This is a genomic window from Rhizobacter sp. P2_H3 (assembly GCF_056403355.1).
This window is the reverse complement of record NZ_JBFUFQ010000524.1, coordinates 1-783: the sequence shown is the minus strand read 5'-3', so window position 1 is coordinate 783 and position 783 is coordinate 1. Positions and strand designations below refer to the sequence as shown.

Sequence of the window (783 nt, the reverse complement as noted above, 5' to 3'; positions counted from 1 at the left end):
GCGCAAGGCCTGCGCGTGATCGCGGTCGCGCATGCGCCGTGGCGCGAAGGCGAGCCGCGGCCGGTGCACGGCTTCGCGGCCGACGGGCTGATCGCCTTCCAGGACCCGCTGCGCGACGACGTGCCGCACGCGCTGGCGCAGTGCCGCGAGGCCGGCGTGCGCGTCGTGATGATCACCGGCGATGCGCCGGCGACCGCGTCGGCGATCGCGCGCCAGGCCGGCTTCGAGCGCTGGGACGGCGACGCGGTGTGCACCGGCGCCGCGCTGGCCGCGATGGACGACCGGGCCTTCGATGCGGCGGTCGGGCGCATCGCGGTGTATGCCCGCGTCAGCCCGGACCAGAAGCTGCGCATCGTGCAAGCGCTGCAGCGCCGCGGCGAGGTGGTCGCGATGACCGGCGACGGCGTCAACGACGGGCCGGCGCTGCGCGCCGCGGATGTCGGCGTCGCGATGGGGCAGCGCGGCACCGACGTGGCCCGCGAGGCCGCGGCGCTGGTGCTGCTGGACGATCGCTTCGCGTCGCTGGTCGATGCGGTGCGCGCCGGGCGCCGCATCTTCGCGAACCTGCAGCGTGCGGTCGGCTACCTGCTGGCGGTGCACCTGCCGATCGTCGGGCTGTCGCTGCTGCCGGTGCTTGGCGGCCCGGTGCTGCTGCTGCCGGTGCACGTCGTGCTGCTGGAGCTGATCATCGACCCGGCGTGTTCGCTGGTGTTCGAGGCCGAGCCGGCGGTGCGCCATGCGATGAAGGTGCCGCCGCGTCCGGCGGGCGCGGCGCTGTTCGGC

Annotated in this window: 1 protein-coding gene; it reads left to right on the top strand. The window is 75.6% G+C overall.

Annotation, left to right across the window (positions count from 1 at the left end; genetic code table 11):
* The coding region (locus AC1D1T_RS32825) for an HAD-IC family P-type ATPase (protein ID WP_477993548.1) at positions 1–783 on the top strand (783 nt) is incomplete at both ends.